General features: G+C 65.7%; 18 protein-coding genes. 9 read left to right on the top strand and 9 right to left on the bottom strand.

Translation table 11 applies throughout. From position 1 onward, the window contains the following. Nucleotides 1-62: 62 nt before the first annotated feature. From ACVMDN_RS36020 to ACVMDN_RS36005, 4 genes are all read right to left on the bottom strand, one after another. The gene (locus ACVMDN_RS36020; RefSeq protein WP_076834752.1) at nt 63-941 is read right to left on the bottom strand and encodes an efflux RND transporter periplasmic adaptor subunit; all 879 of its coding nucleotides are present in this window, start codon (nt 939-941) and stop codon (nt 63-65) included. Nucleotides 942-948: 7 nt separating this feature from the next. Further along, nucleotides 949-1845 (bottom strand): alpha/beta fold hydrolase, encoded by an 897-nt coding sequence (locus tag ACVMDN_RS36015; RefSeq protein ID WP_158074247.1) that lies wholly within the window; start codon nt 1843-1845, stop codon nt 949-951. 470 nt (nt 1846-2315) lie between these two features. Next, a complete protein-coding gene (locus ACVMDN_RS36010) occupies nt 2316-4754 on the bottom strand; it encodes an adenylate/guanylate cyclase domain-containing protein (RefSeq protein ID WP_076834745.1) in 2439 nt (812 codons plus the stop codon). A 129-nt stretch (nt 4755-4883) separates the two neighbouring features. Further along, nucleotides 4884-6932 (bottom strand): AsmA family protein, encoded by a 2049-nt coding sequence (locus tag ACVMDN_RS36005; RefSeq protein WP_200844503.1) that lies wholly within the window; start codon nt 6930-6932, stop codon nt 4884-4886. A gap of 211 nt (nt 6933-7143) precedes the next feature. Between ACVMDN_RS36005 and ACVMDN_RS36000 the strand changes: the two genes are divergently transcribed. Beyond that, nucleotides 7144-7818: a Crp/Fnr family transcriptional regulator gene (locus ACVMDN_RS36000; RefSeq protein ID WP_057021095.1), complete on the top strand. Its 675-nt coding sequence runs from the start codon at nt 7144-7146 to the stop codon at nt 7816-7818. A 244-nt stretch (nt 7819-8062) separates the two neighbouring features. Here ACVMDN_RS36000 and ACVMDN_RS35995 read toward each other — a convergent pair whose 3' ends face one another. Then, nucleotides 8063-8923, bottom strand: coding sequence for an AraC family transcriptional regulator (locus ACVMDN_RS35995; RefSeq protein WP_028335183.1), 861 nt, complete (start codon nt 8921-8923; stop codon nt 8063-8065). 185 nt (nt 8924-9108) lie between these two features. Between ACVMDN_RS35995 and ACVMDN_RS35990 the strand changes: the two genes are divergently transcribed. The 6 genes from ACVMDN_RS35990 to ACVMDN_RS35965 all read left to right on the top strand — a co-directional run bounded on the left by ACVMDN_RS35990 (nt 9109) and on the right by ACVMDN_RS35965 (nt 16243). Next, nucleotides 9109-10686 carry an ABC transporter substrate-binding protein gene (locus tag ACVMDN_RS35990; protein ID WP_076834754.1) on the top strand — a complete coding sequence of 526 codons (1578 nt, stop codon included), beginning with the start codon at nt 9109-9111 and terminating at the stop codon, nt 10684-10686. Further along, the gene (locus tag ACVMDN_RS35985) at nt 10683-11684 is read left to right on the top strand and encodes an ABC transporter permease (protein ID WP_076834755.1); all 1002 of its coding nucleotides are present in this window, start codon (nt 10683-10685) and stop codon (nt 11682-11684) included. The genes ACVMDN_RS35990 and ACVMDN_RS35985 overlap by 4 nt, the downstream gene beginning before the upstream one ends. Beyond that, nucleotides 11684-12517, top strand: a complete 834-nt coding sequence (locus tag ACVMDN_RS35980; RefSeq protein ID WP_057021099.1) for an ABC transporter permease — start codon at nt 11684-11686, stop codon at nt 12515-12517. Before ACVMDN_RS35985 ends, ACVMDN_RS35980 begins: the two co-directional genes overlap by 1 nt. Continuing rightward, entirely contained in the window at nt 12514-14202 is a 1689-nt protein-coding gene (locus ACVMDN_RS35975; protein ID WP_076834757.1) for a dipeptide ABC transporter ATP-binding protein, read from the top strand. The genes ACVMDN_RS35980 and ACVMDN_RS35975 overlap by 4 nt, the downstream gene beginning before the upstream one ends. After that, complete coding sequence (locus ACVMDN_RS35970) at nt 14199-15500, top strand: ArgE/DapE family deacylase (RefSeq protein WP_076834759.1); 1302 nt, start codon at nt 14199-14201, stop codon at nt 15498-15500. The genes ACVMDN_RS35975 and ACVMDN_RS35970 overlap by 4 nt, the downstream gene beginning before the upstream one ends. 107 nt (nt 15501-15607) lie before the next feature. Further along, the gene (locus ACVMDN_RS35965; protein ID WP_076834761.1) at nt 15608-16243 is read left to right on the top strand and encodes a pyridoxamine 5'-phosphate oxidase family protein; all 636 of its coding nucleotides are present in this window, start codon (nt 15608-15610) and stop codon (nt 16241-16243) included. A gap of 307 nt (nt 16244-16550) precedes the next feature. Here ACVMDN_RS35965 and ACVMDN_RS35960 read toward each other — a convergent pair whose 3' ends face one another. The 4 genes from ACVMDN_RS35960 to ACVMDN_RS35945 form a co-directional block, all read right to left on the bottom strand. Then, nucleotides 16551-19703, bottom strand: a complete 3153-nt coding sequence (locus tag ACVMDN_RS35960; protein WP_057021104.1) for an efflux RND transporter permease subunit — start codon at nt 19701-19703, stop codon at nt 16551-16553. Nucleotides 19704-19716: 13 nt separating this feature from the next. Continuing rightward, nucleotides 19717-20634: an efflux RND transporter periplasmic adaptor subunit gene (locus tag ACVMDN_RS35955; RefSeq protein ID WP_076834763.1), complete on the bottom strand. Its 918-nt coding sequence runs from the start codon at nt 20632-20634 to the stop codon at nt 19717-19719. Nucleotides 20635-20881: 247 nt separating this feature from the next. Then, on the bottom strand, nt 20882-21535 hold the full coding sequence (locus ACVMDN_RS35950) for an OmpA family protein (protein WP_076834764.1): 654 nt from the start codon (nt 21533-21535) through the stop codon (nt 20882-20884). A gap of 139 nt (nt 21536-21674) precedes the next feature. Next, complete coding sequence (locus ACVMDN_RS35945; protein ID WP_076834766.1) at nt 21675-23234, bottom strand: caspase family protein; 1560 nt, start codon at nt 23232-23234, stop codon at nt 21675-21677. Nucleotides 23235-23622: 388 nt separating this feature from the next. Here ACVMDN_RS35945 and ACVMDN_RS35940 point away from each other — a divergent pair, with 388 nt between their 5' ends. Both ACVMDN_RS35940 and ACVMDN_RS35935 read left to right on the top strand, forming a co-directional pair. Next, nucleotides 23623-24429 carry an N-acyl homoserine lactonase family protein gene (locus ACVMDN_RS35940; RefSeq protein ID WP_016843242.1) on the top strand — a complete coding sequence of 269 codons (807 nt, stop codon included), beginning with the start codon at nt 23623-23625 and terminating at the stop codon, nt 24427-24429. Then, nucleotides 24383-25384 (top strand): NAD(P)-dependent oxidoreductase, encoded by a 1002-nt coding sequence (locus tag ACVMDN_RS35935; protein ID WP_256521258.1) that lies wholly within the window; start codon nt 24383-24385, stop codon nt 25382-25384. The genes ACVMDN_RS35940 and ACVMDN_RS35935 overlap by 47 nt, the downstream gene beginning before the upstream one ends. Nucleotides 25385-25434: the final 50 nt, after the last annotated feature.

The following is a 25434-nucleotide window of genomic DNA, read 5'->3' as shown; positions in this document are numbered from 1 at the left end:
CGGGCGGCTCTTTGCGCCGACCCGTTGGCTTGCCCGGGACGACGCTGTAGATGGAGCGCCGCCTACTTTGCATCCGCGCTGGCGCCGACTGGCCGCACCGGATCGCCCTCGCGCAGCAGGGCGCCGGCGCGGGCGACGACGATGTCGCCTTCCTGGATGCCGTCGCGGATCTCGACCTGGCCGGCCGACATCAATCCGGTCTCGACCCGCCGCGTCTCGACGCGGCCGCCGCGCACCACCTGCACCACGGTGCCGGCGGTGGAATAGAGGATCGCGGTCAGCGGCACCGCGACGCCGCAGCTCTGCCCGGTCTTGATCTGGGCGCGGCCGGACGAATTCACCAGCAGCCGCTTGTTCGCGCCGATGCCGATGAACACCTGGCCGAGCTGGCTGTTCGGCTCGACTGTCGGCGCGATCCGCCGCACCTTGCCGTCGAGATCGCCGGCGCCGAGGACCTTGAGCTGCGCCGTCTGCTCGGTCTTCAGCTTGGCGATGTCGCGGGTCGGCACCATGCCGACCAGGTCATACTCGCTCTTGGCGATGATCGAGAACAGCGCGTCCTTGCCCGAGGCCGGGCTGCCTACAATCGCCGACGACGCCGAGATCGTGCCCGCCACCGGCGCCGTGACGTTGACCGAGTTGGCCCCATCGGTCAGCTTCGCCAGCACCTGGCCGGCGGTGACAGTGTCGCCGGGATCGACCATCACCTCCGCCACCTTCAAGCCGAAACGGTCGGGCCGGATCTGCTGCTCATCGCGCGGCAGCACGATGCCCGAAACCTCGACGATATTGCCGAAGCAGAATTTCGAGGCCTTCAGCACCGTCACCGCCGCGCCCTTCGGCACGGCGTCGGCCTCGCCCGCGGCAAGCGCGGGAGAGGCCGCGAGCACGAGCAGCGCGGAGGCGGCAAGGGCTGGGGCGCGCGTGCGAGGCAAAATCATCGGCAAACTATTCCCAAAATGAGGGCCTCTTGAATACCAGATGCCGCCGGGCCGAACCAGCCGCCTGCGCTGCCTCGGCCGGCCCCGCATCCGCCGCCAGCTCCAGCTTCGCCAGCTCCTCGGCGCGCCAGATATGCCGCAGGATCTCCGGGTTGACCCGATCGGCATGCGTCACCGGCAGCATATGGCCGGCACCCGGCAGATGCCGCAGCTCGGCGCCATCGATCAGCGCGGCGAGTTTTGCGACAATGCGCTGCGTCACATAGGGCGACAGCCCGCCCGAGATCAGCAGCGTCGGCACCTTCAAGGCACGCGCGGCTTCCGCCACGGCGTCGAGGTCGAGCGCGGCGCTGAAATCGCAAGGCAGCTTGTCGGCCTGCTCGATCATCCGCAGCCGCCCGCTCGGCGAGAACTGCTCGCGCGGCCCGGAGCCGGCCCAGAACGCGGTGAACGCCTCGACCGCCTCCATCACGGCGCCATCGACAATATCCCTTGAGACGATCTGCGCGATCCGCGCGAAGCGGTCGTACAGCCGCGCATCGGCAGGCGTGTCTCTGAGCAACGTAGGCAGGACGGGCTCGATCAGCGTAAGGCTGCGGATGTACTGCGCATAAGGCGTTGCCGTCGCCAGCCGAAACGCGATCGCCCCGCCATAGGAATGCCCGATCAGATGGAACGGCCCGTCGGCCTTGGTGAGCCAGGGCTCGAGCCGCGCAATCTCGCCATCCAGCGTCCGCGGCCAGTCGCGCCCGCAGGCGGCAACGCCATAACCGGAAATATCCGGCGCCATGAACCGGTCGCCGCCGAGCGCGGCCGCAAGCTTGGTCCATTGCCGTCCCGACCCCAGCGAGCAATGCAGCGCCACCACCGACGCCGCCGCGTGCGTCCCATCCAAACCCGTCATCAAACCCATCCTGCTTGTTCTTGTTGTCGCCGGGCGCGCGTTCGCACGCGCCCGTCATGACGCGAGTGAGGTGGGGGATGGGTTATTCCTGGGAGGGGTGGGAGAGGTGGGGATCGTGATTGCGGAGGTGATCAGATTCACTGGATGTTGATTTGAGGCTCGTGGCAATCGGCGCCCGGCCTTCCCTGCGCCCTCTCCTGTGTGAGGCTGGATTGATCGCATGACTCGGGCGCGATCGCGTCGCGAGGATGCGGGCGTGTGCTTCTCCCCTCGGGTCTATCCCTTGGCTGTTTGATAGTTGAATCAGAAACGGGGCCGCATATTCAGTGTCGTCCCGGCGAAGGCCGGGACCCATTACCACCGCTGCTTGCGATGACGCTGTGCTGCGGCCGCAGCCGTGTTCAATCCAAACATCGGTGGTTATGGGTCCGGCTTTCGCCGGGACGACGTGGGAGGGAGCCGTGTCTTGACTACTCCGCCGCCGCTTCCGCTGATGGCTCGCCCTTCCAGCTCAGGATCTCCGCGGCCAGGATCGGATGGTTGAATCCCTTCAGCACGAGGTCATCGATGGCGCGGCCTTCGACGAAGGGCTCGACCATGCCGTAGACGCGGCGGCTCACCACGATCTGGCCGGCCTTGGCCTCGCCGCACAGGCGCGAGGCGAGGTTGGTGACGCTGCCGATCGCGGCATATTCCAGCCGCTGCTCGAAGCCGACCTGGCCGAGCGTGGCATAGCCGAGCGCAATGCCGATGCCGAAGCCGAGACTGTGCCCGCGGTTGCGCCACTTCTCGGTCAGCGGGCCGACCGTGTCGCGCATCTCCACCGCCATCTTCACGGCACGCGCGGTGTGGTCGGCGAGCTGGATCGGCGCGTTGAACAGGATCATCACGCCGTCGCCGGCATATTTGTCGAGCGTGCCTTCATACTTGAAGATCAGCTTGCCGAGCGCGGCGTGATATTCGCGCAGCACGTTCATCGCCTCTTCCGGCTCGGTCGCCTCGGTGAAGGCGGTGAAGCCGCGCAGGTCGCAGAACACGACGGTGACCTCGCGGCGGTGGCTGTCGAGCAGGCCCTCGGGATTGTCCGACGAGGCGATCAGCTGCGCAACCTGCGGCGCCAGGAAGCGCTCGAGCCGGCGGACGCGCTCGAGCTCGCCGAGCTGGGTCTCGACCCGCTGCTCCAGCGACTTGTTCCAGTCCTTGAGCGCCTCGGTCTGCTCGCGCAGCTTGTCGGCCTGCTCGCGCACGGTGGCATTGGCCTCTTCCAGCGCGTGGCTCTTCTGGTCCACCTCGGTGAACAGCCGCGCGTTGCGCATCGCCAGCACCGCCTGGTGCGCAAAGGTTTTCATCAGGCCGATCAGGCTCGACGGGAAGTCGCCGGCCGCCTTGCGCAGCACCACCAGCGCGCCGAGCACGCCCTGCTGGTCGACCAGCGGCACCACGAGCACGGAGTGGAAGCCGGCGCCGACCACGACATCGCGCAGCGGATGATTTGGCTGGTCGGTGAGATCGGGAAACGCCAGCGGCTCGCCCTTCGCGGCGGCTTCGCCGAGCGGGCTGCTGTTCGCCGCATCGATCGCGCGATGATGGCCTTCGGTCGCAGCGTCGATGCCGATCGATTGCGTCAGGTTAAAGCTGCGTTGCGCGGCGTCATAGCCATAGATCAGCACGGCGTCGGCATGGGTGATCTCGAGCGCGCGGGCGCCGACCGTCGGCAGCACCGCATTGAGGTCGAGCGAGGACGCCACCGCGCGGCCGACCTCCTCCAGCACCTTCAGCTCGTTGATCGATTGCGCGAGGTCGCGGGTGCGCTCCTTCACCTTGGCCTCGAGGTCGGAATAGGTCTCGGCAAGCTGGGTGGCCATGCTGTTGAACTGGCCGGCGAGCTCTTCCAGCTCATCGGATGTCTTCACCTCGATGCGATGGCCGAAGTCGCCGGCCCCTAACCGCCGCGCGCCGATGCGCAGCGCGGTGATCGGCTCCAGCATGCGCCGCGCCAGGATCGTGCCGGCGATGATCGCGACCACGAGGCCGAGCGCGATCAAAAGCGCAATGCGCACCAGCTGGTCGCGGATCGGCGACAGCGCCTGCGCGGTCGGCTGCTCATAAAACACGTGCCAGCCGAGGTTCGGCGCGGCCGTTGCTGTCGTCAGCACCGCGTTGCCGTCGACATCCTTGCCGGAGGCGATCGGCCTGCCGCTAGGCGACAGCACCGCGGCGACCTGCGGCAGCGCGGCAAGGTCCTTGCCGACCTCCGGACCCTTCGACGAGCTCGCCAGCACGCGGCCCTTGCCGTCGACGACATAGGCATGAGCGAGGCGGCCGACCTGGGAGTCGCCGAAATAGTCATTGAGGAAGCGCAGGTCGATCTCGGCCATGGTGACGCCGGCATTGAAGCCGGAATGCTGCTCGCCGATCGACATGAACGGCCGCCCGTCGCGGAAATACGCCGGCGCGTAGGCGGTGCCGCGGGCGATGGTCTCGGTGAATCTGACATCGCGGGAGAAGTCGGCGTTGGAGTTCACGGTGGTGGTCTGGCGCGACAGCCGCAGCAGCTCGCGGCCCTGGCCGCTGATCAGGGTGAGCTGGCTCACCGCCGGCACCTGGCCGAGCAACTGCGCGTAGTCGGCGCGGCGCAGCTCGATCGTGTTGGAGGAGGCGCGGGTCACCCAGGAGATCTGCCGCTCGAGGTCGGAGATCGCCTGCTCGATGCGCTTGGCGGTCGCATCCGCCTTCTCGCTCATCGCGTCCGTCAGCGTGCCCTTGATGCCGCGGTAGCTGATCCAGGTCTCGAGCGCGCCGTTGACCGCCAGCACGAACACGACGAGGCCGACCAGCGCGAGGACATACTTGGCGAACAGGCCGCCGCGCAGGAACCAGTTCTTGCCCTTGTCCGTAGCCGAGTTCATCCAGCCTCGTCCGGCCCCCAATCGGGTGCGCCGCATGATCCGCCGCTGTTTAGCACGGATCGGCGAGGCGGAGCGGCCGCTCGGGCCGCATGGTTATCCCTTCATATCGGCGGGGGATATCCGGGAATATCAGCGATTGAACAGCTGACGCAGCACATCCTTCATCGCCGGACTGTCGTGCTGCTCGGCGGTCTCGCCGGGCGGAGGGGGCGGTGGCGGCGGGGCCTGGTCGGGGGCCGGCGGCGCCGGCTGGCTCAGGTCGCGGCTCGGGCGCGATGCGTTGCTCTGGTTGAGGGTGGAAAGGCCCTGCTGCAGCAAATTGCCGATGGTGTCGCCAAGCTGCCCGCCGAGCGGGTTGCTCTGGCCGGCGCCGCCGCCCTGGCCGCTGCTGCCGGGCTGCGCGCCGCCCTGCACGCCATTGAGCAGATTGGTCAGCCCGTTGAGGCCCTGACTCAGCCCCAGGCCGTTCGCCCCGAACAGGCCCTTGCCCATCTCCTTGAGCTTGGCATAGGCGGCCTGCGGATTGTCGAGGATGCCCTGCATCTCCGGATAGATCCGCGGCGATACCCAGGGTCCCTCGACCATCACGGGGATGCCGAGGCCGACCGGATTGCCGGTGCGGCCCTGGCCTTCGGTGGTCATCACGAGCTGCGGCTCGACGCGGAACCCGATCTGGCGGGTGTTGAGGTCGATGGTGCCGACCCCGGTCATCTTCACCAGCGGACCGATCAGATTGAGGTCGGTGGTGACGGCCTGGCCCTTGTCGACCTTGAACGAGGCCGAGAGCTGGCTGAGATCGGTCGACAATTCCTGGCTCTCCTGCCAGCCCGACAAGGTGCTGGTGGTGAGATTGCGGATCATCTGCGCCACGTTGAGGCCGAGGATCTTGCCGTCCTGGAACACGACGAAGGCGGTGCCGGCGAGATTGCCGACGATGGCGCGCTCGCTGCTGCCTTGCGAGGTCAGCGCGATCTTGGCCTGCATCTTGCCGTCGAGCTTGTCGAACTCGGCGAGGCTCTTCAGCACCGGCAGCGCGCGCGCGCCGGCGAGGTCGAGCCGTAACGCGTAGGTTGGATTCGTGGCTCGCGCGTCGATGGTGACGTCGCCATCGGCGGTGCCCTCATAGGCGCCGAGATTGGCGAACCGGCCCTTCAGCACGCCGCTGTCGATGGACGCATCGATCGCCGCCTGCGTGAAGCGGCCGTCGCCGATCACGAGCTCCGCCGCCGAGATGCGCGCCTGTGCGTCGACATAGTTGAGCCCGGCAAGATCGACCGACGCGTTGCTCCACGTATTCGTACCCAGCGGCTGCGTGGAGCCGGCCTGCCCCGGCGGCATCGCGATCGCAATGTGCTGGAAGTCGAGATCGAGCTTCACCAGCGGCTTGTTGCTGGCGAAATCGACCGAGGCCCAGCCGGTGAAGCCGCCGTCGCCGAGCGTGCCGGAGACGCCGTTGAACATCACCACCGTGCCGTTCAGCCGCGCTTCCGCATTCGCCTTGATCGCCGCGGGCAACAGGCCGGGCGCATCGATGCTGAATTCGGCCGGCACGCTCTGACGCTCCAGCGGTGCTTGCGGCGCGGTGGCGCGGATCTCGAATTTCAGCGGCTTGTCGCCGGCGTGTGCGTCACCCGTGACGACGATCTTGCGGTCGTCGCCGATGGTCGCGTCCGCATTGAGCGTCTCGATCCGGCTCTCGATCCGGTCGCGTACATTGGCGAAGACGACGGTGCCGCCGCTGACGCTGACATGCCGGATCGTGATGCCGCCGCCATCGGACGCGGAAGATTTCGCCGGCGGATTGTGGTCGCGGGTGCGCTCGCGCTGCAGCGGCAGATTGATCACCGGCTTGACGATCGCGAGGTCGGTGATGTCGGGCCGGCCCGACCACAGGCTCGACAGCGTCATCTCGGCCTCGACGCTGCTTGCCGCGAACCGGTTGTTGACGTCGCGCCCGCGCGGGTCCTGCAACACGACGTCGCTCAGCGTCAGATTGACCTTCGGCCAGAGGCCGATCTTGGCGCCGCCATTGATGGTGAGCTTGTAGCCGGTCTCGCGCTCGACCCGATCGGTGATGGTCGATGTGAGGAACGAGGACGGGATCCCGACCACGGCCACCAACGCGATGATCACGATCACGGCAGCGATGGCGGCCCCGGCGAATTTCAGTGCTCTCATGTCGTTGTTCCAGGCCGGGCAAGTGGGGTTCCGTTGCAGAAAGTCACGGCCGATCAAACGAGCTTATCCCGCAAGCAGGATCTGGCTCCAATGACCGGAAAAATAATCCGTTACCGCATGAACTTATGTGACCTCTCCCACACTCTTATGAGGGTGATTTTTGCTAACCGGGCGTCAGGGGACTGCTCGGAAGGATTTGGAAGGCAGTACAATGAGCAAACAGGCCGAATTTGCGGTCATTCTGAAGATGAATCCGATGTTCGCCGATCTCGGTGCGGACGAGTTGCAGCGGCTTTCCGGCCTCTGCCACACCCAGCAACTCGCGACCGGTGAGGTGCTGTTCCAGAAAGGCGATCCCGGCGATGCCCTGTTTGGGGTCCGCCGCGGCCAAATCCGGATCGAGACCGGTGCTTCCGACGGCAGCCGGCTCACACTGAACTTCATGGGATCCGGCGACCTGTTCGGCGAAGTCGCCGTGCTCGACGGGCAGGACCGCACCGCGGATGCGACCGCGGGCGAGCCCAGCGAATTATTCGTGTTGCGGCGGCAGGATTTCCTCGGCTTCCTCGAGCGCGAGCCGAAGGTTGCGGTCAGGCTGATCGAATTGCTGTGCCAGCGAATTCGTTGGCAGAGCGAGCGGATGGAAGAATCCGTGCTGCAGCCTTTGCCGGTCCGCCTCGCACGGCGTCTGTGCGCGCTGGCCGAGGATTTCGGTTCCGAGGTGCACATCTCGCAGGAACAGCTCGGCATCTTCGTCGGCGCCGCGCGCGAAAGCGTCAACCGGCAGCTGCAGACCTGGCGCAAGGACGGCATCGTCGACCTGCAACGCGGCCGGATCATGCTGCACAACATGACCAAGCTGACCGCGGTCGCCCGCAACGACTAGAGCGGACTGCATGCAACGCGCGCGGGAAGATTCAATTCTCTCGCGTGCTCTGCTTGCCGATGTTGACGCACTCCTGCCTAAAAGACGTGCTTGCATGATGAGGCCGGTACCGCTTTCATCCGGCCGCCGGTCCTTGGGGTGACACCCAGCCTTGCTGGCCTCACGCCATCCACCTGCAAACCCCTGCGGTCTCTCCCGTTGACCGCAGGGGTTTTGCATTTCGATAGATGCGTGACGCGAGCGCCTACCGCATCACCACTTCGGGATCGGCCCAGCGCAGATACTGGCGCGGCGCGGCGCCGAGCTCGCGCTTGAACATCGCGGCGAAAGCGCTCGGACTTTCATAGCCGACGTCGAGCGCAACGCAGGTGACGGCCTCGCCGGCGCCGAGCCGCGCCAGCGCTTCGAGCAGCCGCACCCGCTGGCGCCAGGCCGCAAAGCTCTGGCCGGTCTCGCGCCGGAACAGACGCGTCAGCGTCCGCCGGCTGAGCTGGCAGCGATCGGCCCATTCGTCGAGCGTAAGATCGGAACTCGGATCGACCAGCACGGCTTCGCAGATCGCGGCGAGCCGCGGATCGGGCGGCACCTGCACATGCAGCGACACTTCCGGCATCCTGCCGATCTCGTCGAGCAGGAAATCGACCAGCCTGCCGTCGCGCCCTTCCGGATCGTAACGGGTCGGCATGTGCACCGCTTCTTCCATCAACGCCTCGACCAGCGCGGAGACTTTGATCAGGCGGCATGTCGCCGGAGCATTCCTGATGCGGTCAGGCGTGACATAGATGGTCTGGATCTCGACCTCGCCCCATGCCCGCGACTGGTGCGCGACGCCGGCCGGAATCCACAGGCCGTGGCCGGGCGGCACGACGAAATGGCCGCGCTCGGTCATCATCGAGGTCACGCCCGCGGTCTGCAGGATGAATTGATCGCGTCGGTGCGCGTGCCGCGCGCTGGTGCTTTCGTTCGGATAGGAGGCCGCCATCGCCGCGAGCGGCCGTTCGACCTGTTGCAGCTGTCCGGCATAGTGCGCGGCGGCTGCGGGACCCGATTGCTTGCGGCAAACGCGCAAGCCGGTGGTGTCATTTCGTCGCGCTGCGACTTTCAAGTGTCGTGAGCTCCTGATCGATCGTCGTTTTCGCAGGGTGCTCATGCATCTTCCGGGCCACTTGGCCCGATCGCGATGGTTGTTGTCCCCCTTCAGGTAGCGCGGGATATGGCGTTTGGCAACAATGCCTCACCCCGCGGCATTCGCCGAAATCGAATGTGAGAGCGCGGAGAGGGAGAGGTCCGATGAACAGACGCGAATTCACCAAGGCAATGCTGGCCTGCGGTGCAGCCATCCCGTTCGGCATCACGCGGGCGGCGGGCCAGACCCGCGGTGGAACGCTCAACACCATCATCCAACCTGAGCCACCGGTCCTGGTGACCGCGCTGAACCAGCAGCAGCCGACCTTGACGCTCGGCGGCAAGATTTACGAAGGCCTGCTGAAATACGGCGCCGATCTCAAGCCGATGCCGGGCATGGCGCGGTCCTGGGAGATCTCGCCCGACGGCCTGACCTATACGTTCAAGCTGTTTCCCGGCATCACCTTCCACGACGGCAAGCCGATGACCTCGGAGGACGTGGTCTTCAGCTGCATGAAGCTGCTGGTGGAGACGCATCCGCGCGCACGGCAAAACTTCGCCCGCGTGGCGACGGCGGAAGCGCCCGATCCGCTCACCGTCGTGTTCAAATTGAAGCAGCCGTTCGCGCCCTTCATCGGCTGCTTCGATTGCACGTCTGCACCGATCGTACCCAAGCACATCTATGACGGCACCGACTACCGCAAGAACCCGGAGAACGACAAGGCGATCGGCACCGGCCCCTTCAAGCTGAAGGAGTGGGTGCGCGGCTCGCACGTTCATCTCGTCCGCCACGATGGCTACTATCAGAAGGACCAGCCCTATCTCGACGAGATCGTCTACCGCGTGATTCCGGATGCGGCCTCGCGCGCGCTGGCGCTCGAGAACGGCACGGTGCAGCTCGTGCAATGGTCCGACGTCGAATTCTACGACGTCCAGCGCTTCAAGGCGCAGAAGAACCTCGAATTCACCACCAGGGGCTACGAGTATTTCGCGCCGCATCAGTGGCTCGAGATGAACAACCGCATCGCCCCGATGAACGACAAGCGGTTCCGGCAGGCGGTGATGCACCTGATCGATCGCGAGGCGTTCAGCAAGCGGGTCTATTTCGGCAATGCCAAGGTGGCGACCGGACCGATCTCGTCGAAGACGCGGTTCTACGATCCGAACGTGAAGCGCTACGAGTTTTCGGTCGACAAGGCCAAGGCCCTGCTCGACGACATGGGACTGAAGCCTGGCGCCAACGGCAAGCGCGCCGAGATCAAGTATATCGTGCCGCCCTATGGCGAGTCCTATCAGCGGGCCGGCGAATTCTTCCGCCAGAGTTTTGCGCGGGTCGGCATTGATCTCGTGCTTGTCGGCACCGACATGGCCGGATGGGCCGAGAAGGTCGGCAACTGGGATTATGAGATGACCCAGAATCTGCTCTACCAGCTCGGCGATCCCGCGCTGGGCGTCGCCCGCACCTATATTTCGTCGAACATCAAGAAGGGCATCCTGTTCTCCAACACGCAAGGCTATTCGAATACCGAAGTCGACAAACTGTTCGACGAGGCCGCGGTGACGCTCGATGAAGCCAAGCGCCAGGAGCTCTACAGCAAGGTGCAGCAGATCCTGGTCGAGGATGTGCCGGTGGCCTGGACGCTCGAGATCGAATATCCCATCATCTACGACAAGGCGTTCAAGAACATCGTGACGACGGGCATCGGCTCGCACGAAACCTTCGGGTCGGTCTACAAATCGTGACCCGGCTCGGCAGCGCCGCGACGATCGGACTTCAGGCGGTCAGCCGCATCGCCCAGCTCGTCGCCGTGATCCTCGTCATCGCGACGTTCAATTTCGTGCTGGTGCGCGCCGCGCCCGGCGATCCGGCCCAGGTCATGGCCGGGCAATCCGGCGCGTCCGATCCAAAACTGCTCGACGACCTGCGCAAGGAGTATGGCCTCGACAAGCCGTATTTCGTGCAGCTCGTGAGCCACCTCGGCCGCGTCATCAGGCTCGACCTCGGCTATTCCTATCGCCAGCGTCGTCCGGTCGTCGATCTGATCCTCGAACGGCTGCCGGCGACGCTGCTGCTGACCGTCACGGCGTTTTGCCTCGCGCTCCTGATCGGCACCGCGCTCGGCGCGCTGGCCGGGCTCGCGGCCGGCAGCGTGCTCGACACGGTGTTCACCGTGCTCTCGCTCGTGCTCTACGCGACGCCGGTGTTCTGGCTCGGCCTGATGCTGGTGCTGGTGTTCTCGGTGACGCTCGGCTGGTTGCCGCCGTTCGGTTACGAGACCATCAACGTCCAGCTCTCGCCGGTCGAGCATGCGCTCGACATCATGAAACACATGATCATGCCGGTCACGTCGCTGGCGGCGATCTATCTGGCGATCTATGCGCGGCTGATGCGATCCTCGATCATCGAGGTCGCGCAGCAGGATTTCATCAAGACCGCGCGCGCCAAGGGCTTGTCCGGAACGCGCATCGTGGTCGGCCACATGCTGCGCAATGCGCTGGTGCCGGTCGTCACCGTCGCCGGCATGCAGGCCGGCGCGCTGGTCGGCGGCGCTGTGGTGATCGAGACGGTGTTTGCCTGGCCGGGCCTCGGCCGCTTGACCTTCGAGGCACTGTTGCAGCGCGACTATCCGGTCCTGCTCGGCATCTTCCTGATCCTCTCGATCGTCGTGATCGCGCTCAACCTGCTCACCGACCTGGTCTACCGGTTGATTGATCCCCGCATGACCACGGGAGCGGCGTGATGGACACGGTGCGCGCCTTCCTGCGTCATCCGAGCGGAATGATCGGCCTCGTCCTGCTGCTCGTCGTTGTTGTCGTCGCGATCGTTGCGCCGATCGCGTTTCCGGTCTCGCCCTGGGAGATGGTCGGCGCGCCGTTCACGCCGCCCGGCGAGGACGGATTATGGCTCGGCGGCGACACGCTCGGCCGCGACGTCGCCGCCGGCGTCGCCTATGGCGCACGCGTGTCGCTCCTGATCGGCATCGCCTCGGCGCTCGCGGCGATGGCGATCGGCGTCGTGATCGGCGCGATCTCAGGCTATTTCGGCGGCAAGGTCGATCTGGTGCTGATGCGGATGACGGAATTGTTCCAGACCATTCCAGCCTTCGTGCTGGCCATCCTGCTGGTCGCGACCTTCAATCCGTCGCTGCTCACGATCATCCTGACCATCGGCGCGGTGAGCTGGCCGCCGCTGGCGCGGCTCACGCGCGCCGAATTCCTCCGTCTGCGGCACCGCGAATTCGTCGAGGCCGCGCTGTGCCAGGGCGAACGCACCTGGCGCATCGTGCTCGGCCATATCCTGCCGAACGCGATCTCGCCGATCCTGGTGGTGACGTCGCTGACGGTTGCCACTGCGATCCTGCTGGAAAGCGCGCTGTCCTTCATGGGGCTCGGCGATCCCAATCTGATGTCGTGGGGCTTCATGATCGGCGCGGGCCGCACCGTGATCCGGAACGCGTGGTGGATGAGCGTGTTTCCCGGCCTCGCCATCCTCGTCACCGTGCTGGCGATCAACCTGTTCGGCGAGGGACTGTCTGATGTCCTCAACCCGCGCGTCTCGAGGCGCCGCTCATGAGCGAAGCCATGCAGTCCGGTGCGCCTGTTCTTGCCGTCGATGGTCTCTCGATCGCGCTCCCCAAGGGCGGTGATCGGCCCTTCGCGGTCGAGAACGTCTCCTTTGAGATCAAGCCAAACGAAGTGGTTTGCCTGGTCGGCGAGTCCGGCTCCGGCAAGTCGATGATCGCGCATGCAGTGCTGTCGCTGTTGCCGCGGGGCGTCGACATCGCGTCCGGCGCCGTGGCGGTCGCAGGGCAGGATCCGTCGAAGCTCGACGGCCGCGCTCTCCGCAAGCTGCGCGGCGGCAACGCCGCGATGATCTTTCAGGAGCCGTTGTCTTCGCTCAATCCGCTGAAGCGCGTCGGCAGGCAGATCGAGGAGATGATCCTGGCGCACCAGCGGCCTGCGCCCTCGGCGACCGAACTCCGCGAGCGGGTGCTGACGCTGCTGACCCAGGTCGGGCTGCCGAATCCGCAGCTGCTGGAAAAGAGCTACCCGTTTGAGCTTTCCGGTGGCCAGCGCCAGCGCGTGATGATCGCGATGGCGATGGCCAACCGCCCCGCGCTCCTGATCGCAGACGAGCCGACGACCGCGCTCGATGTCACGACCCAGCGCCAGATCCTGCGCCTGATTGACGATCTCCGGCGCGAGCGCGGCATGGGCGTGCTGCTGATCACCCATGATTTCGGCGTTGTCGCCGACGTTGCCGATCGCGTCGTGGTGCTGCGCCATGGCAAGGTGGTCGAGCAGGGCACGGCCAGCGAGGTGCTTCGCAATCCGCAGGCCGCCTACACGCGCGAACTGATCGACGCGGTTCCGAAGGCGCGCCTCGCCGACATCCACGAGGCCATCCTGCGTCCCGAGCCGCTGCTCGAGGTCATCGGCCTGCAAAAGACCTTTCGGGTCAAGCGCGGCTGGCTGCAGCCGCCACGCGAGGTGACCGCCGCTGATGGCATCTCACTGACGCTGCACGAGGGCGAGACGCTTGCGGTGGTCGGTGAATCCGGTTCCGGCAAGTCGACGCTCGGGCGCATGATCATGCGGCTTACCGAACCTGACGCCGGCGCCATCCGCTTTGGCGGCGCGGATCTCCGGCAGCTGCGCGGCGAGGCGTTGCGCCAGGCGCGGCGCCAGCTCCAGATCGTGTTCCAGGATCCGTTTGCCAGTCTCGATCCGCGCCAGAAGGTCGGCGATGCCATCGCGCGCGGACCGATGGCCTATGGGACGTCGCGGGCCGAGGCGATGGCCCAGGCGAACAAGCTCCTGGTGCGGGTCGGCCTGTCGGCGACCGCCGCCGATCGCTACCCGCACGAGTTCTCGGGCGGCCAGCGCCAGCGCATCTGCATCGCGCGGGCGCTGGCGCTGAAGCCGCGGGTTCTGATCGCCGACGAGGCGGTGTCGGCGCTGGACGTCTCGGTGCAGGCCCAGGTGCTGGCGCTGCTCGCCGAGTTGCGCCAGGAGATGCGGCTTGCGATGATCTTCATCACGCACGATTTGCGGATCGCCGCCGAGATCGCCGACCGCGTCATCGTCCTGCAGAAGGGGCGTATCGTGGAGGAAGGCACCACCGCCGAAGTGTTCACCGCGCCGTGCCAAGCCTACACTCGCGATCTGCTCGACGCGATTCCCGGGCGCGATTTCTTCGACCAGCCGGGCTTTGCGGCCGTGGCCGTTACACGCCCTACAGCAAGGATCAATTCATGACCGACAGCCGTTCAGTTCCCCTTCCGGCCGGCGCGCGCGAGCGCATCGAGGCGGCTGTCGACGCCGCCTTCGAGCAGCAGCTCGCGACCACGATCGCCTTCTCGTCGATTCCCAGCACGCGCGGCCAGGAAGGTCCGTGCCAGGACATGTTCGCGAAGCTGCTGCGCGAGCGCGGCTATGAGGTCGACGACTGGGTCATCAATCAGGACGAGCTGAAGACCTTGCCCGGCTACGGGCCGGTCGAGACCGATTTTTCCCGCGCGCGGACCGTCGTCGGCACCTATCGGCCGGCGCGCGAGGAGGGACGTTCGCTGATCCTTCAGGGGCATTGCGACGTGGTACCGGTCGGGCCGCTCGACATGTGGGAGCGGCCGCCGTTCCAGCCGGTGGTCGAGGACGGCTGGCTCTATGGCCGCGGCACCGGCGACATGAAGTCGGGCACCATTGCCGCGCTCTACGCGCTCGATGCGGTGAAGGCCGCGGACTTTGCGCCGAAGGGCCGCATCCATCTGCAATCCGTGATCGAGGAGGAGAGCACCGGTCTCGGCGCGCTCTCGACGTTGCAGCGAGGTTACCGTGCCGATGCCTGCCTGCTGCCGGAGCCGACCGAGGAACGGCTGATGCGAGCCCAGGTCGGCGTGATCTGGTTTCGCCTCAAGGTTCGCGGAATCCCGGTCCATGTTGCGCGCGCCGGCACCGGCTCCAACGCTATCCGCGCCGCCTATCATCTGATCGGCCATCTCGACACGCTCGAGGCGGAGTGGAACGAACGTGCCAAGTCGCATCGCCATTTCGGCGCGGTGCATCACCCGCTCAACTTCAATCCCGGCATCATCAAGGGCGGCGATTGGGCCTCCAGCGTGCCGGCGTGGTGCGACGTCGATTGCCGGATCGGAATCCTGCCGGGATGGAAAATCGCCGACTGCCAGGCCGAGATCGTCGAGTGCGTGACCAAGGCTGCCAGGGCCCATCCGTTCCTCGCCAACAATCCGCCAGAGATCGTCTGGTCCGGCTTCCTGTCGCCGGGCTATGAAGCGACCGAGGTGCAGGAGAGCGAGGCGGTCCTCGGCTCGGTCTACGAGCATGTGTTCGGGCGCGAGCTGACGGATTTTCCCTCGACCGCGCTGACGGATGCGCGCTTCTATGGCCTGGATTATGGTGTTCCCGCATTCTGCTTCGGCGCCAGGATGGAGAACGCGCACGGCTTCAATGAACGGGTCCAGCTCGATTCGCTGAAGAAGGTGACCAAGGCCTACGCCCTCTTCGTCGCGAGCTGGTGCGGGATCGACGCGGTATAGAGCATGATCCGGAAAAGTGCGAAGCGGTGTTCCCTCGCGACAAACGCGGAGCGTTTGCGCGGAGATCATGCTCAACGAATTGAGACAAACCAAACGGGAGGTTCGCTATGGGTGACCAGAGTGCGGGCGGCAAGCCGCCGGTCAAATCGCACGAGGATCTTCGTGCGCATTTCGGGCAATTGAGCCCGCTCGCCGAGAAAAAGGTGCTCTATCATCTCGACAAGTTCTGCCGCGACTTCATCGCGCTGTCGCCGTTCCTCGTCATCGCTTCCAGCGACGGCAAGGGTCATGCCGACGCCAGCCCGCGCGGCGATGCGCCGGGCTTCGTCTCCGTGCTCGACGACAAGACGCTGCTGATCCCGGATCGGCGCGGCAACAACCGGGTCGATACGTTCGGCAATATCATCGCGTCGCCCGGGATCGGGCTGATCTTCATGGTGCCCGGCATCAACGAAACGCTGCGCGTCAACGGGCGGGCCGAAATCTCGCAGGAGGCGGATTTGTTGACGCCGCTGACGGTGCAGAACGTCACGCCGATCATCGGGCTCAAGGTGCATGTCGATGAGACCTACTTCCACTGCGGCAAGGCACTGATGCGCTCGAAGCTCTGGAATCCCGCCGCGCAAGTCGAGCGCCACAGCTTTCCGACGCTCGGCCGGATCATCGCCGAGCAGACCGCCGCGATCGAGGTCGAAGTCGCCGAGAAGGCGATGGAAGAGGCCTATCGGACGCGGCTGTATTAGAACTTGAGATCACCCGCATGCGCAGGCGATGACACCGCCTGGTGTAACGCCCTGAATCGATATCCTTCCTCATCGTCGTCCCTGCTCCCGTGCGCAATTGCGCACCAGGCAGGGACGACGTGTTGGAGGAGTCGTAGACTCACACCATGATTTCGGAATAATGGAAAAATATCGCTGATTTGCCCGACGTGTCAAGTCGCCGTGTCGGATTCCGGCCGCCGTCGGCTCCTTTGCATGGGGTTGTTTTCGATATTTTGGAGTACGTCATCTCGTACGGGTCGCACCGCTGGCGAGGCGCGGCCTCAGCTCATTCCGCGGCGGGCGAGATCATGTTCGGCGGGCCGGGCGGGCGCTTGGTGTCGTCGGACTGGTGCTCGTTCGGGGTCAGCTCGTGGTCGGCATGCGAGACCACGAGCCGCTTGCCGAAGCGCCAGATCAGGCCGCCGACATCATCCATCACCATGAACATCGCCGGCACGAACACCAGCGACAGCGCGGTCGAGAAGATCAGGCCGCCGATCACTGCGAGCGCCATCGGCGAGCGGAATTCGCCGCCCGCGCCGAACGCAAGCGCTGACGGCATCATGCCGGCGGCCATCGCGATCGTGGTCATCACGATCGGGCGGGCGCGCTTCATGCCGGCGTCGATCATGGCTTCCTCGCGCGCCTTGCCGTCGCGGATCGCCTCCACCGCGAACTCCACCAGCATGATGGCGTTCTTGGTGACGATGCCCATCAGCATCAGGATGCCGATCCACACCGGCGTGGTGAGCTGCTTGCCGGTCAACAGCAGTGCGCCGATCGCGCCGCCGATCGAGAGCGGCAGCGAGAACAGGATGGTGATCGGCTGCAGGAAGGTGCCGAACAGCAGCACCAGCACGGCATAGACCATCATCAGGCCGGCGGTGATCGCGGTGGCGAAACCGTCGGACAGCTCGGCGAGGCTCTCGGCGTCGCCGGACGGGCTGACCCGCACGCCCTTCGGCAGGGTCTTCATGACCGGCAGGTCGTAGATCAGCTTGGTGGCGTCGCCGAGCGCGGCATTGCCGACAAGGTCGGCGGCGACGGTGGCCTGCCGCTCGCGGTCGTAGCGGTTGATGCTGGTCGGGCCCTGGTCGAGCTGGATGTCGGCGACGACGGAGAGCGGCACGCCGCCGCGCTCGCCCCGCTGGCCGAGCGGCACCCGCAGCTGCTCCAGCATCTGCAGGTCGCTGCGCGCATTGTCCTCGAGCTGGACGCGGATCGGTACCTGGCGGTCGCCGGCGTCGAACTTCGCCAGCGCAGGACCGACGTCGCCGATGGTGGCGACGCGAATGGTCTGCGACAGGCTTTCGGTCGAGACGCCGAGCCGGGCCGCGAGCTCGGCGCGCGGGCGGATGCGCAGCTCGGGCCGGTCGAGCGCGGTCTCCGAGATCACGTTGGCGATGATCGGAATCCGCTTCATCTGCGTCGCGAGTTCGCTGGCCACGTTGTTGACGATGTTGCTGTCGGTACCGGTGACGACCAGCGAGATCGCGCGCAGGCCGTTCTCGTCGAGGAACCAGAACCTGATGTCAGGAACGTTATCGAGCTCCTTGCCGATCGACAGTTCGAGCTCGCGCTGGGTGATCTTGCGGTCGGCCTTCGGCGTGTAGTTGATGATCAGCGCGGCGCGGCGGACCTCCTGCAGGCCCGGCGGCACCCGGCCGCCATCGACGAACACGCTCCGTACCTCAGGCCGCTTGCGCAGCCGCGCCACGATCTCCTCGGTGACCTTCTCGGTGTAGGCGAGCTGCGAGCCGGGCGGCAGCTCCATCGCGAGCAGCGAGCGCGCGGTGTCCTGCGCCGGCAGGAAGCCCTGCGGCAGCAGCGTGATGCTCCAGATCGACGCGGCGAAGATCGCAAAGCCGATCAGCACGGTGACGAAGTAATGCTTCACCGACCAGGTGACGAGGCTGTGATAGCCGCGCAGGATCGGGCCGGGCGGAGGATCATCGTGGTCATGATGCTTGAGGAAATAGGCGGCCAGCATCGGCGTCACGAAGCGCGCAGCGAGCAGCGAGAAGAACACCTGCACCGACACGGTGATGCCGAACTGCTTGAAGAACTGCCCGGCAATGCCGGACATGAAGCTCGCCGGCGCGAAGATCGCGATGATGGTGAGCGAGATCGCGATCACCGCAAGGCCGATCTCGTCGGCGGCTTCGAGGGCGGCACGATAGGGCGTCTTGCCCATCCGCATGTGGCGGACGATGTTCTCGATCTCGACGATGGCATCGTCGACCAGGATGCCGGTCGAGAGCGTGATGGCGAGGAAGGAGACGAGGTTGAGCGAGAAGCCGAGCAGGTCCATCGCCCAGAAGGCCGGGAAGATCGATAGCGGCAGCGAGACCGCCGCGATGATCGTGGCGCGCATGTCGCGCAGGAACAGCAGCACGATGATCACGGCGAGGATCGCGCCCTCGAACAGGGTCGAGATCGCGGCCTCGTAATTGCCCTTGGTGAACTCGACCGAGGTGTCGATCAGCTTCAGGTCGACATCGGGATAGGCCACCTTCAGCGCGTCGATCCGCTTCTGCACCGCGGCCGCGACGACGACGTCGCTGGCGCCCTTGGAGCGCTTGATGCCGAGCGCGACAACCGGCTCGCCGTTGAAGCGGGCGAAGGTGCGCCGGTCGGCGATGGTGTCGGTGACGGTGCCGAGATCGTCGAGCCGGATCTCGCCGCCGCCGAACAGCGGGATCATGGTGCCGGCGAGCTCGTTCAGCGTCTTGGCGCCGGCCAGCGTGCGGATCGCCTGGTCGTTCTTGCCGATCTCGGCGCGGCCGCCGGCGACGTCGACATTGGTGCCGCGCAGGATCTGGCTGACATTGACCGCGGTGAGCCCCACCGCCTGGAGCTTGTCGGGATCGAGCGAGACCAGGATCTCGCGCTCGACACCGCCGATGCGCTCGACCTGGGCGACGCCGCGCACGCCCTGCAGGGCGCGCTTGACCACGTCGTCGACGAAATAGGACAGCTGCTCCGGCGTCTTGCCGGGCGAGATCGCAGCATAGGTCACGATCGGCAGGCCGATCACGTCGACGCGCTGGATCAACGGCTCGGTGACATTCTGCGGCAGATTGGCGCGCACCCGCGTCACCGCGTCCTTGACGTCGTTGAGCGCGCGGTCGGTGTTGGTCTCCAACGCGAACTGGATCGTGGTCACCGACAGGCCGTCGGTGATCGAGGAGGAGATATGGCGCACGCCCTCGACGCCGGAGACGCCGTCTTCGATGGTCTTGGTGACCTGCGATTCAAGTTCCGACGGCGCGGCGCCGAATTGCGAGACCGCGACCGAGATCACCGGAATGTCGGCGCTCGGCAGCCGCGTCACCGCGAGCTTGGTGAAGGAGACCCAGCCCAGCACGAGCAGGATGATCGAGAAGACGATCGAGGGAAGCGGGTTCCGGATCGACCATGCCGAGATGTTCAAAGCCATTAGCGTGCCCGAATTACCGTGATCGCGTGCGATCGAGTTCGTCGGCGAACATGGTCTTGATCTGGTCGCCGTCATGCAACGAGGTGCCAGCGTCGGCCACGACGATTTCGCCGACGTCGAGGCCTTCAAGGATTTCGGTCGAGGTGTCGGAGGTCAGCCCGACGCGCACCCTGCGGGTCTCGACGGTGTTGCCCTTCACGACCTGCAGGGTCAGGCGGTCGATCGCGGTGCGCGGCACCGCGACGCCGCAGGAGCGCTTGGCGTCGATATTGGCGCGCGCGAACATGCCGACCTTCAGCGTCGGATTGTTGTTGATGGTGATGCGGACGTGCCCGAGCTGGGTGGTGCGGTCGATCTGCGGCGAGATCTGGCGGACCTTGCCGACCATGTCGGGCGCATCGTCGCGGCTGATCCGCACATTGGCGCCGGGATTGAGCTTCAGGAGCTGGAAGCCCGGCACCTCGGCGTCGAGCTCGATCTCGTTGTTGATGGAGATCTTGAACATCGGAGGCGCCTGCGGCGAGGCCGGCGCGCCGGGCGCGGTGCGCACTTCGGTGATAAGGCCGGCCGCCGGCGCCCGCAGCACAAGCGGCTTGGCATTGGCCTGTGCGGCCTGCTGCGGCGGCGGGGTCAGCCGCGCCAGTTCCTGGTTCTCGGTGACGGTGTCGCCCTCGCGGACCAGCACGTCGGTGACCTTGGAGCCGTCCTGGTCGACATTCACCTGCGCCTCGCGGCGCGGCACGATGAAGCCGGTGACGCGGACCATGTCGGAGAAACAGGCATTGGTCGACTTCGTCACCACGACCAGCGCCTGGCCCGGCGTCACCTTCTCTTCGGGATGGGAGCGATGCTCGAACGCGTAATAGGCGATCGCGAGGGCGAGGAAGAACACCGTGCCGAGCGCAGGCTTGAGGTATTGGGAAAAATTCATAGCCTGATCAATCCAGAGCTTGGCGCGTCATCGGTGTTGGTCGAAGTCTCATCATGCTCGCTATCGTATTGCCTGGGCATTCGGAAGGCCGGTGCCATTGTTCCGGATCATGCCCTGACGTCATGTGAGGCGGGTCACCTGTGGGCCGCGTTGGGGCTCGACCCAACAGCATTGGCCCTAAAGCAAATGCGCCCCGCCGGGGTGCGGGGCGCATTGTAACCTCAAAAAGGGGCCACGCCACCGCCCATCACTTGGCGGCGGTGGCCTTGTTTTCCACGTTCACGACCTGCACGCGCCGGTTCACCTCCGCCATCGGGTGGCTCGGGTCCTTCAGCTTGCTCTTGCCATAGCCGACGGTGACGAGATCGGTGCCGTTGATGCCGTATTTGTCGACGAGATAGCGCTTGATGGCGTCGGCACGGCGTTCCGAGAGGCCCTGATTGTAGTCCTCACCGCCGGCGGCGTCGGTGTGGCCGGCGACCACGAAGGTCGAGCCCTTCAGGTCCTGATTGGTCAAGGCGCGGCCGAGCGCCTGCACCGACGGCAGCGACTTGGCGCTGATATCGGCGGAGTTGTAGTCGAAGTTGATCTCGAGATCGATCTTGGGCTTGTCCTGGACGATGGTCGCGATTTCCTCGCGCTCGGCCGAGGACAGCGAGCGGGTGGTGCGGCCGCGGACGCTCTGCACGAATTTGGCCTGGTCGACGTTCAGCTCCGGCGAGGTGGTCTGCGGGCCGGCCGAAAGACCGCGGGTCAGCGGCTTCTTGTCGGGCGTCAGCGCCTTGATGATCTGGTCCTCGGTGACATCGTCACCGGCGCGGGCGGCTGCCAGGCAAAACGACAGCGCGGCGCCAACGGTCATGATTGAAACGATCGCGGCCTTTGCCGACGGCTTGAACATTTCGGTCCCTCCTGCGCAAGCTGACGCGGTTCCAACGACTATCCAGATTGATTGCCGGCATCGCCGCCCGGCTCGCACCCTCTGATTAGTCGCTCAATTCCGTCAGCGGTTCGAGCCGCGGGCAGACCTTCGTCCATTGTCACTGCACGCCGTAGTCGGCGAATTCCTTGACGATGTTCGGGTCCATCGCCTTGGCGTTGGCGATGTCGAGATCGCCCTCCGCGACCGCGCCGTTGCGCTGCTTGGCGAGCCCGCGCCCGTACAGCGACGAGGTCAGCCGCGGATTGATCTTCAGCGCGGCGTCGAAATCGGCGATCGCGTTCTTGTTCTGCCCGCCCTTCAGGTTCATCAGCCCGCGGCTGTCGAGTGCATCGACGAAGTTCGGACGCAGGCGCAGCGCCTCGTTGCAGTCCTTCAGCGCCGCCTGCAGGTCGCCGATCACGGTGCGGACCCAGCAGCGGTTGTTATAGGCCTCGACATCCTTCGGGTTCAGCCGCAGCGAATTGGTGAAGTCCTTCACCGCGAGGTCGTAGGCCCCCTTGCTGGCATAGACCTGGCCGCGGCGATACAGCGCCGCTGCGTCATCGGGATTCTTGTCCAGCTTTTCGCTCAAGCTCTTGATCGTCGGATCATCGGCGAGCACAGGCGAATTGCTCGGGGCCGGCGTGGGCTGGATCACCACCGGCGGCGGAGCCGCGGGCGGCGGCAGGGCGATCTCGGGCGCCTTGGGCTGGGGTGGCGGTGCAGTCGGCGCTGCCGCAATCGGAGGCGTCGGCGGCGCCGGTGATGGTGTCGGCGCTGTTGCCGCTGGTGGCGTCGGGGTCGCCGCGGGCGGTGTCGGCGTTGCTGCGGGCGGAGCCGGCGGAGGCGCGACTGGCGGTGCCGCTGCCACTTCCGGTGACGGCGACGCGGCGGTTGCCGGCGCGGCGTTCGACGGCCCGGCCGTGCCGGCCGGAATGAACGAGAAATCCTCGGCCAGTGACGACGAGATCCACGGCACCTGTTCCTGCCGCGAGGCGCGGGTGACGCCGACGCGGGTGCGGTTCAGCGTTTCCTCGGCCATCAGGTCGGGGGTGCGGATCTCCTTCAGGAGTTCCCGCACGAACAGGCTGTGGTCGCTGCCATTGTCGGAGACGACAGACGACAGCGCGGCCGAATACATCACCAATGTACCGTTCGGGGCGATCACCGGGGCGAGCCCTGCCGAAAAGCTGCGGAAGCGCCGCTCGAACGGGTTGCGCCGCGAGGCGTCGATCAAGGCGATCTTCACACCGGCGCCACGGCTGTTGATTTCCCCGAGCACGGTCTCGAGGCTGAAGCCGTCGCGGCGTACGTCCGCCTCGGCCCAGATCTGCGCATCGATCGGGATCATGTAGCTTTGCCGGTTCGACTGGATGCCGTAACCGGAGAAGAAGATCAGGGCGACCGAGCCCGGCTTGATCTTGCCGTAGAGCCGGTCGAACGCGCGGCGCATGCCGTCGCCGGTCAGGTTCTCCCCGACCTCGACGGTGAAGCCGTCGCGCTTCAACTCGTCGGCGACGTCACGGGCGTCGTTGACCGGCTCCTTCAGCGGTGCGTCGGCGTCGGGATATTTGGCGTTGCCGATCACCAGCGCGAAACGGTCGCCGGCAGCGAAGGACAAAGTGGGCGCCGCGATTGAAAAAATCAGCGTGGCGAGCAAGGCAAGGCGGATTTTCATAATCGCAGCAAATCCAGATCGCGGCATTCCAGTGAAACGGCGCCGCTTCCAGCCTGCGCCTCGGGAACCTTACTCTAGCGAAAATCCATTATCAAACCACGGCCAAGCCCCCGTCAACGGCTTGCGGCAGCATCGTTTATCGCGGTGATGCCAGCCAGACCGCAGTGCAGCAGCATGCGGTCATGGCGGCCATCGTCATCCGGCACGGTGCTGGTTCCTGCGGGCCGATAACGTGCCTGCACTCACGAAGGCTGTCGCCACCCTGTCATGCGCTCGTCGCACGCCGCGCGGTTTGACCTTTGCGCGAGGCGATGGCTTTGTGTTCGGGACGGCAGGCTATTCAAAGACAAGCCGTTCAAAACAGGCCTTGCAAACAAGAGCGAAACCGATGGGAAACGCCTACGAGATCTACGCCCTGCGCTATGCGACGATGTCGCCGCGCACGCCCCACCTCAACTTCCTGGTGCCCGATCCGCACGATACCACCGCGCAGGACCTGGATTATTTCGTCTGGCTGATCCGTGGCCATGGCCGCGACATCCTGGTCGACACCGGCTTCAACGCCGAGGAGGCTAAGGCGCGCGCCCGCAAGCTGACGCTCAACCCGGTCGACGCGCTGGCCGGCTTCGGCGTCAGTGCCGATAGCATCAAGGATGTCGTCGTCACTCACCTGCATTACGACCACGCCGGCAATCTCGATCGCTTCCCGAACGCCAAATTCCATCTGCAGGAACGCGAGATGAGCTACGCGACCGGCCGCTGCATGTGCAACGGCATGCTGCGCCATCCGTTCTCCATCGAGCACGTCACGCAGATGGTGCGCCACGTCTATGGCGAGCGCGTCACCTTCCACTCCGGCGACGGCGAGATCGCACCCGGCGTCACCGTGCATCGCGTCGGCGGCCATTCCGACGGCCTGCAAGTGGTGCGCATCGAGACCGCGCGCGGCCCGGTCGTGCTGGCGTCGGACGCCGCGCATTATTATGCGAACCTGCACAAGCGCAGCCCGTTCCCGATCGTCTACAATGTCGGCGACATGGCGCAGGGCTGGGAGACCGTCGAGCGGCTCGCCGGTCATCCGGACCGCTTCATTCCCGGTCACGATCCGATCGTCAGCGAGATCTATCCGCGCGCCAGCGACAAGGTCGATGCGTTCGCGCTGCATCTCGCGCCATCGCGATCGTTCGCGAAATAGCCTCGCCGATTGGGCGAGGCTCGTCTGCAACACGTCAAGAAACGTCAAAAGAAGCGATATGACTGACACCAAGACGACTGACACCAAGACTCTCGGGTTCATCGGCCTCGGCGTGATGGGTGAGCCGATTTGCCGCAACCTGGTCAAGAAGAGCGGCAAGCGCGTTGTCGTGTTCGACCTCTCGGCCGAACCGCTGCAGCGGTTGCGCGCCGACGGTGCCGAGGTTGCGGCGTCGGTCGCCGACGTCATCAAGCGGAGCGATGTGGTGTTCCTCTGCTTGCCGAGCGCCAGGCACGTGCGCGCGGTGTTCGAAGGCGACGGCATTTTGAAGAACACGAGAAGCGGCCAGATCGTGGTCGATCTCGGCACGTCTTCAGTCAGCCAGACCCGCGATTTCGCCGCGCAGTTGCAGGCCAAGGGCGCGGCGTGGGTCGACGCACCGATCGCGCGCACGCGGCAGGCGGCGCAGGACGGTACGCTCAGCGTGATGGTCGGCGCGGTGCCGGCGCTTTATGCCGCGATCGAGCCCTTGATCCGCTGCTTCGCCACCGATGTCACCAATTGCGGTGACGTCGGCGCCGGGCAGGTGACCAAGATCCTCAACAACATGGTGCTGTTCGAGACCGTGAACGCGCTGGCCGAGGCTGTCGCGGTGGCGAAGCATAACGGCGTCGATCCGAAGCTGCTGCTGGAAACCTTGTCGAAGGGCTCGGCCGACAGCTTTGCGCTGCGCAACCATGGCATGAAGGCGATCGTGCCCGGCGTGTTTCCCGAGCGCGCATTCTCGACCGAATATGCGCTGAAGGATCTGTCCTACGCGCTGGAGCTCGCCGCCGACGCCGGCATCAAGATCCGCGGCGCGGAGCTGATCGGCACGGTGCTGCAGGAAGCGATCGACAAGGGATCGAAGGACAATTATTTTCCGGTGATCGCGACACATATCGACAGGGCGTAACGGCACCGTCATTGCGAGGAGCGTAGCGACGAAGCAATCCATCGTCCCGC

It is taken from the genome of Bradyrhizobium sp. USDA 4510 (genome assembly GCF_054059095.1).
The sequence above is the reverse complement of the archived record's forward strand: the minus strand, read 5'-3'. Positions and strand labels throughout refer to the sequence as shown.

Bases quoted from the DNA above. Each gene is read 5' to 3' on its own strand.
- ACVMDN_RS35970 (WP_076834759.1), top strand. From the start codon at position 14,199: ATGACCGACAGCCGTTCAGTTCCCCTTCCGGCCGGCGCGCGCGAGCGC.
- ACVMDN_RS35965 (WP_076834761.1), top strand. From the start codon at position 15,608: ATGGGTGACCAGAGTGCGGGCGGCAAGCCGCCGGTCAAATCGCACGAG.
- ACVMDN_RS35980 (WP_057021099.1), top strand. From the start codon at position 11,684: ATGGACACGGTGCGCGCCTTCCTGCGTCATCCGAGCGGAATGATCGGC.
- ACVMDN_RS36000 (WP_057021095.1), top strand. From the start codon at position 7,144: ATGAGCAAACAGGCCGAATTTGCGGTCATTCTGAAGATGAATCCGATG.
- ACVMDN_RS35950 (WP_076834764.1), bottom strand. From the start codon at position 21,535: ATGTTCAAGCCGTCGGCAAAGGCCGCGATCGTTTCAATCATGACCGTT.
- ACVMDN_RS35940 (WP_016843242.1), top strand. From the start codon at position 23,623: ATGGGAAACGCCTACGAGATCTACGCCCTGCGCTATGCGACGATGTCG.
- ACVMDN_RS35955 (WP_076834763.1), bottom strand. From the start codon at position 20,634: ATGAATTTTTCCCAATACCTCAAGCCTGCGCTCGGCACGGTGTTCTTC.
- ACVMDN_RS35945 (WP_076834766.1), bottom strand. From the start codon at position 23,234: ATGAAAATCCGCCTTGCCTTGCTCGCCACGCTGATTTTTTCAATCGCG.
- ACVMDN_RS36015 (WP_158074247.1), bottom strand. From the start codon at position 1,845: ATGACGGGTTTGGATGGGACGCACGCGGCGGCGTCGGTGGTGGCGCTG.
- ACVMDN_RS36020 (WP_076834752.1), bottom strand. From the start codon at position 941: ATGATTTTGCCTCGCACGCGCGCCCCAGCCCTTGCCGCCTCCGCGCTG.
- ACVMDN_RS35935 (WP_256521258.1), top strand. From the start codon at position 24,383: ATGCGTTCGCGCTGCATCTCGCGCCATCGCGATCGTTCGCGAAATAGC.
- ACVMDN_RS36010 (WP_076834745.1), bottom strand. From the start codon at position 4,754: ATGAACTCGGCTACGGACAAGGGCAAGAACTGGTTCCTGCGCGGCGGC.
- ACVMDN_RS35990 (WP_076834754.1), top strand. From the start codon at position 9,109: ATGAACAGACGCGAATTCACCAAGGCAATGCTGGCCTGCGGTGCAGCC.
- ACVMDN_RS36005 (WP_200844503.1), bottom strand. From the start codon at position 6,932: ATGAGAGCACTGAAATTCGCCGGGGCCGCCATCGCTGCCGTGATCGTG.
- ACVMDN_RS35960 (WP_057021104.1), bottom strand. From the start codon at position 19,703: ATGGCTTTGAACATCTCGGCATGGTCGATCCGGAACCCGCTTCCCTCG.
- ACVMDN_RS35975 (WP_076834757.1), top strand. From the start codon at position 12,514: ATGAGCGAAGCCATGCAGTCCGGTGCGCCTGTTCTTGCCGTCGATGGT.